Source organism: Acidovorax sp. CF316, assembly GCF_000276605.1.
Taxonomy (GTDB): domain Bacteria; phylum Pseudomonadota; class Gammaproteobacteria; order Burkholderiales; family Burkholderiaceae_C; genus Acidovorax.
Genome location: NZ_AKJX01000073.1, coordinates 1 through 5,395, shown reverse-complemented (window position 1 = coordinate 5,395; position 5,395 = coordinate 1). Strand labels below are relative to the sequence as shown.

The following is a 5,395-nucleotide window of genomic DNA, read 5'->3' as shown; positions in this document are numbered from 1 at the left end:
CGGCCGCCGCATCGGCCAGCGGCACGGAGCGCTCGCCCGTGCGCACCATGCCGTCGGCGAACTGGGCCGCCTCGGGTGGCATGCCCAGCTTCTGCGCAACCGCTTCGCGCAGCTTGACGCAGGCCGCATACACCCCCGCAGTGGACGAGTTGCCGCCCCACTGCCCGCCCGATCCGGCAGACACCGGGAACGCCGAGTCGCCCAGGCGCACCATCACCTTGCTGATCGGCACGCCCAGCATTTCGGCAGCTGTCTGGGCGATGATGGTGTAGGAGCCGGTGCCGATATCGGTCATGTCGGTCTCCACCGTGACCCCACCGCGTGGGCTGAGCCGCACGCGCGCGCCCGACTTCATCACCAGGTTGTTGCGAAAGGCCGCCGCCACGCCCATGCCCACGAGCCAGCGGCCATCGCGCACCTGGGCGGGCTCGGTACGGCGCTGGCCCCAGCCGAAGCGCGCGGCGCCGGTGCGCAGGCATTCGATGAGCTGGCGTTGCGAAAACGGGCGCTCGGGTTTTTCGGGGTCCACCTGGGTGTCGTTGATCACGCGCAGCTCCACCGGGTCGATGCCCAGCTTGTAGGCCATCTCGTCCATGGCGATCTCCAGCGCCATCAAGCCGGGCGCCTCGCCCGGGGCGCGCATGGCATTGCCCTCGGGCAGGTCGAGCACGGCCAGGCGTGTGGCCGTGAGCCGGTGGGCCCCGGCATAGAGCAGGCGCGTCTGGTTCACGGCCGTCTCGGGCTTGCCCTCGGGCAGGTCACCCGACCAGCTCTCGTGCGCGATGGCGCTGATTTTGCCGTTCTTCGCTGCGCCGATGCGGATGCGCTGGATGGTCGCGGGCCGGTGCGTGGTGTTGTTGGCGATCAGGGGCCGCTGCAGCGCCACCTTCACGGGCTGGCGCGCCGCCTTGGCGCCCAGGGCGGCCAGCAGCACGTCGGCGCGGATGAACAGCTTGCCGCCGAAGCCCCCGCCCACGAAGGGCGAGACCAGGCGCACGTTGTCCTTGGGGATGCCCAGGGTCTTGGCCAGGTCGCCCACGCTCCAGTCGACCATCTGGTTGGAGCTCCACACGGTGAGCTTGTCGCCGGTCCACGCCGCCGTGGTGGCATGCGGCTCCATCATGGCGTGCGACTGGTCGGGCGTGGTGTAGGTGGCATCGTGCTGCACGGGCGCGGCATCGAAGGCCTTCTCGAAGCCGCCCTTGCGGGTGTCGGCAGGCGAGCCATCCTGCTCGGGCGGCTGGTGCGCCGAAGGCCGCGCGGCGGCAAGATCGAACTGGCCAGGCATGCGTGTGTACTGCACCTTGACCAATTGCGCCGCCGCGCGCGCCTGCTCGAAGGTATGGGCCACGACCAGGGCGATGGCCTGGTGGTAGTGCTGCACCTCGGGTCCGGCGAGCAGTTTCGCGGTGTTGAATTTGCCCTGGCCCAGGGTGCCCGCCGTCTTGGCGGTCACGATGGTGATCACACCGGGCGAGCCCTGCGCGGCACGCAGGTCCATGGATTCGATGCGGCCCTTGGCAATCGCGGCACCGACCACCACGCCATAGGCGGGGCGGGCAACGGCGTCGTGGCGTTCGTAGGCATAGGGCGCCGTGCCGCTGGTCTTCATCGGCCCGTCGATGCGGTCGGTCGCCTTGCCGATGAAGCGCAGCTGGTCGATGGGGTTGGTGGTGGCGGGGGTGTCGAATTTCATGCGTCAGCTCCTCGCCTGCGCCAGCACGGCAGCCAGGGTCCGCTCGGCCAGTGCGAGCTTGAAGGCGTTGTCGTGCCCCGGCTGGGCGCCGGCCAGCAACCTGGCCATCGTGGCCCTGGCCCCGCTGGGCAGCTCGGCCTCGGCCGCCTCCATCCGCCAGGGCTTGGGGGCCACACCACCCAGGGCGATGCGGCCCGTGCCATTGCGCTGCACGATGGCCGCCACCGAGACCAGCGCAAACGCGTACGAGGCACGGTCGCGCACCTTGCGGTAGATATGCGTGCCGCCCACCGGCCGGGGCAACGTCACGGAAGTGATGAGCTCCCCCGGGGCCAGCACGGTCTCCACCTGCGGCGTGGTGCCGGGCAGGCGGTGGAAGTCGGCGATCGGGATCACCCGCGTGCGGCCATCGCCGCGCACGGTCTCCACCCTGGCGTCGAGCACTCGCAGGGCCACCGCCATGTCGCTCGGGTGCGTGGCGATGCAGGCCGGGCTGGTGCCCACCACCGCATGCTGGCGCGTGACCCCGCCGATGGCGCTGCAGCCGCTGCCCGGCTGGCGCTTGTTGCAGGGCATGTGGGTGTCGTAGAAATAAGGGCAGCGCGTGCGCTGCAGCAGGTTGCCGGCCGTGGTGGCCTTGTTGCGCAGCTGGCCCGAGGCGCCCGCCAGCAGGGCGCGCGACAGCACGGCATAGTCGCGGCGCACACGCTCGTGCGCCGCCAGGTCGGTGTTGCGCACCAGGGCACCGATGCGCAGGCCGCCGTCCAGCGCGGGCTCCACGCGGTCGAGCTGCAATGCGTTTACGTCCACCAGGTGCACGGGGTTCTCGATCTGCAGCTTCATCAGGTCCAGCAGGTTGGTGCCACCCGCGATGAACTTGGCGCCGGGCACCCGCTCCACGGCGGCGGCGGCCTCGGCGGGCGATTGCGCCCGTTCGTAGGTAAAGGGCTTCATGCCTTGCCTCCCGCCATGCCAGCCACTTCCGTGATGGCATCCACGATGTTCGAGTAGGCGCCGCAACGGCAGATGTTACCGCTCATGCGCTCGCGCAGTTCGTCGGCCGACAGCAGCGGCCGTGCCGTGAGGTCGGCGCTCACATGGCTGGGAATGCCGCGGCGGATCTCGTCGAGCACGCCCACGGCCGAGCAGATCTGCCCTGGCGTGCAGTAGCCGCACTGGTAGCCGTCGTGCTTCACGAAGGCCGCCTGCAGGGGGTGCAGGTTGCGTGGCGTGCCAAGGCCCTCCACGGTGGTGACCTGTGCGCCCTCGTGCATCACGGCCAGCGTGAGGCAGGCATTGATGCGCCGGCCGTCCACCATCACCGTGCAGGCGCCGCACTGGCCATGGTCGCAGCCCTTCTTGGTGCCGGTGAGCTGCAGGTGCTCACGCAGCGCGTCGAGCAGCGTGGTGCGGGTGTCCACCTCCAGCTCGCGCGGCTGGCTGTTCACGATGAACGCGACCTTGGCCATGGGAATCGGGAAGACGACGCCGGGCGGCTGGGGGGCCGCCGTGGTCTGGGCGTCTGCGGGCAGGGTCGCCGTGGCCGCGCCGGTGGCAGCGCTGGCGATCAACAGGTCGCGCCGGGATATCGGCAGCGCAGTCGCTTGTTGCATTTTTGGGTCCTGTGGGGGCGGGTCGGCCCATGGTGGGCGCTTGCGCACGCGCTGCCATGGCGGCTGCGTCCTGAATCGGTGTAGGACGACTGCCCGCCGCCCGGCGGCCAGGGCACAGGAAATACAGGACCGGAGACGCGCCTAGCGGACGGCCGAGGGCAGGTAGCCGAAGCGCGCACGAAAGCGCTCGGCAAAGCGCGCGCGGGACTGGTAGCCACAGGCCTGCGCGATGCGCGGGATGCTCCAGGAGGTGGTCTGCACCAGCATCAGGGCATGGTGCATGCGGATGTCGACCAGCAGCGCGTCGAAGCGCACCTGCTCGCGGGCGAGGCGCCTCCGCAGGGTGGCCTCGCTCATCGCCAGCGCGCGCCCGGCCTCCTGCGCCGTCCAGTGGCGTTCGGGCGTTTCGCCGATCAGTGTGCGCAAACGCCAAGCGGTGCCCTGCTGCGGGGCCGCCCTGAAAAGATGGCCCCGCTCCGCGAAGGCAGCCAGCAGGTCCATCAGGCGGTAACGCAGGCGCTCGTCGCTCACGCCCGCCGCGCCAGCGCTGTCCAGCACCTGCCGCAGGGTCTCGGCGAGGTCATCGTCCAACGGCATCTGCCGCCAAGGTGCGGCAACGGCAGCGACCTCCGCCACGCCCGGTGGCCGGGCGCGGTGGAAAGCCTCCAGCAGGTCGGCCGACAGCGTGAGCAGCACGGAGCGAAAACGCTGCGCGTCACCGCTCGGTGTCTTCACCAGTTCTGCGCAGGTGTTGGGCCCGACGAGCAGCAACGAGGCCGGCGAATCCGCCACCACCGCCGGGCCACCACTGCCATCGTCCAGTTGCAGCCGGCCTGACGCCACCAGCACCAGGGTCGCCTCGTGGAACAGGAAACGCGGCGTGCACTGCGGCTGCTTCAGGCAGGGCTGGGCCAGGCTGCACAGCCCACGCCGCAGCACGGGTGCGCCAGCCGGCAACCACCAGCCCGCGTCCCTGCCGGCGCCCTCCCCTGGCATGGCGGCCGGCAGCCGTGACCCCGCGGCACTCAAACGGCAGGTACCGCAGGATTGAGGCTGTAGAGACCGGTCAGGCGGGCCTGGGCCAGCACCGGGGCCGCAGCCAGGGCCGCCTGCAAGTTCGCACCGGTCAGCGGCCCGGTGACGGCCAGGGTCGGCGTGGCCAGGGCATACACCGTGAAGACGTAGTGGTGCACCAGCGTGTCGTTCCATGGGGGGCAGGGGCCGTCGTAGCCGTAGTAGTCGCCCTTCATCTGCTCGTCGCCCGCGAACCAGCCGGTGTAGTCGTTGATGCCATGGCGCAGGCCGCCGGGTGCTGCCGGGCCGCTCTTGCCGCGCGCCGTGACGGCATCCGACTGCGCGCCCGCCTCGATCTGCGTGGTGCCGGCCGGAATGTCGAGCAGCAGCCAGTGGAAGAAATCCACGCGCGGCAGCGTGGCGGGCACTTCGCGGCCCTCCTGGTTCACATCATCGCCCCGGCTGGGCACGTCGGGGTCGTGGCAGACCACAACGAACGATTGCGTGCCCTGCGGCGCGCCGCTCCACGCGAGGTGCGGATTGCGGTTGGCCGACAGCGCGACATGCGATGCGGCATCGGGGACGGCAAAGGCAAATTCGCCGGGAATGGCCTGGCCGTCTTTGAAGCTGTGGCTGGTGAGTTGCATGGAAGGTCTCATCCTTGGATGGGCAGTGAAGAATCCGGTGGCCGACAGGTACCGGGACGCACCGAAATTCTAGGGACACATGGCGCAGCGCATGCACCTCATCCGCTCAAACTCTCGACCAATCCAGTCAACATGATGGCATCAGGTTCTTCTTCGCAGGGTTCCCCTTGCCCTTGGCACAGCCAAGTCGCAGTCGAGGAGCCCGTCCGCGGGCAAGGTCAATGCAGGCACGGAGCGATGCGGATGATGCACCGCGCTGCAAGACCAAGGTAGTGCAAAAGCAGCCGCGCCATCACCACCTTCCGAGACATTTGCCCGGTGCATTTGCACCCGAGAACGCCCATAAATCAAAATCGCCAACGAAAAAGCCGATGCAAATCAGAAATTTGCATCGGCTTTCATAATGGCGGAGTGGACGGGACTCG

At 69.5% G+C, this 5,395-nt stretch carries 5 protein-coding genes; all 5 read right to left on the bottom strand.

From position 1 onward, the window contains the following. Nucleotides 1-1,696, bottom strand: a 1,696-nt coding sequence (locus PMI14_RS06710) for a xanthine dehydrogenase family protein molybdopterin-binding subunit (protein ID WP_007851716.1), incomplete at its 3' end; no start/stop codon positions are given. A gap of 3 nt (nt 1,697-1,699) precedes the next feature. Continuing rightward, on the bottom strand, nt 1,700-2,650 hold the full coding sequence (locus PMI14_RS06705) for a xanthine dehydrogenase family protein subunit M (RefSeq protein WP_007851715.1): 951 nt from the start codon (nt 2,648-2,650) through the stop codon (nt 1,700-1,702). Beyond that, complete coding sequence (gene paoA, locus PMI14_RS06700) at nt 2,647-3,309, bottom strand: aldehyde dehydrogenase iron-sulfur subunit PaoA (RefSeq protein ID WP_007851713.1); 663 nt, start codon at nt 3,307-3,309, stop codon at nt 2,647-2,649. Before paoA ends, PMI14_RS06705 begins: the two co-directional genes overlap by 4 nt. Before the next feature lie 141 nt (nt 3,310-3,450). Continuing rightward, entirely contained in the window at nt 3,451-4,305 is an 855-nt protein-coding gene (locus tag PMI14_RS06695) for a helix-turn-helix transcriptional regulator (protein WP_007851711.1), read from the bottom strand. A 29-nt stretch (nt 4,306-4,334) separates the two neighbouring features. Next, on the bottom strand, nt 4,335-4,970 hold the full coding sequence (locus PMI14_RS06690) for a YbhB/YbcL family Raf kinase inhibitor-like protein (protein WP_007851709.1): 636 nt from the start codon (nt 4,968-4,970) through the stop codon (nt 4,335-4,337). Between the last annotated feature and the right edge of the window lie 425 nt (nt 4,971-5,395).

What these genes read in the sequence shown, in the direction of transcription:
- PMI14_RS06705 (WP_007851715.1), bottom strand. Translation starts at nt 2,650, where the DNA reads ATGAAGCCCTTTACCTACGAACGGGCGCAATCGCCCGCCGAGGCCGCC.
- paoA (WP_007851713.1), bottom strand. Translation starts at nt 3,309, where the DNA reads ATGCAACAAGCGACTGCGCTGCCGATATCCCGGCGCGACCTGTTGATC.
- PMI14_RS06695 (WP_007851711.1), bottom strand. Translation starts at nt 4,305, where the DNA reads ATGCCAGGGGAGGGCGCCGGCAGGGACGCGGGCTGGTGGTTGCCGGCT.
- PMI14_RS06690 (WP_007851709.1), bottom strand. Translation starts at nt 4,970, where the DNA reads ATGCAACTCACCAGCCACAGCTTCAAAGACGGCCAGGCCATTCCCGGC.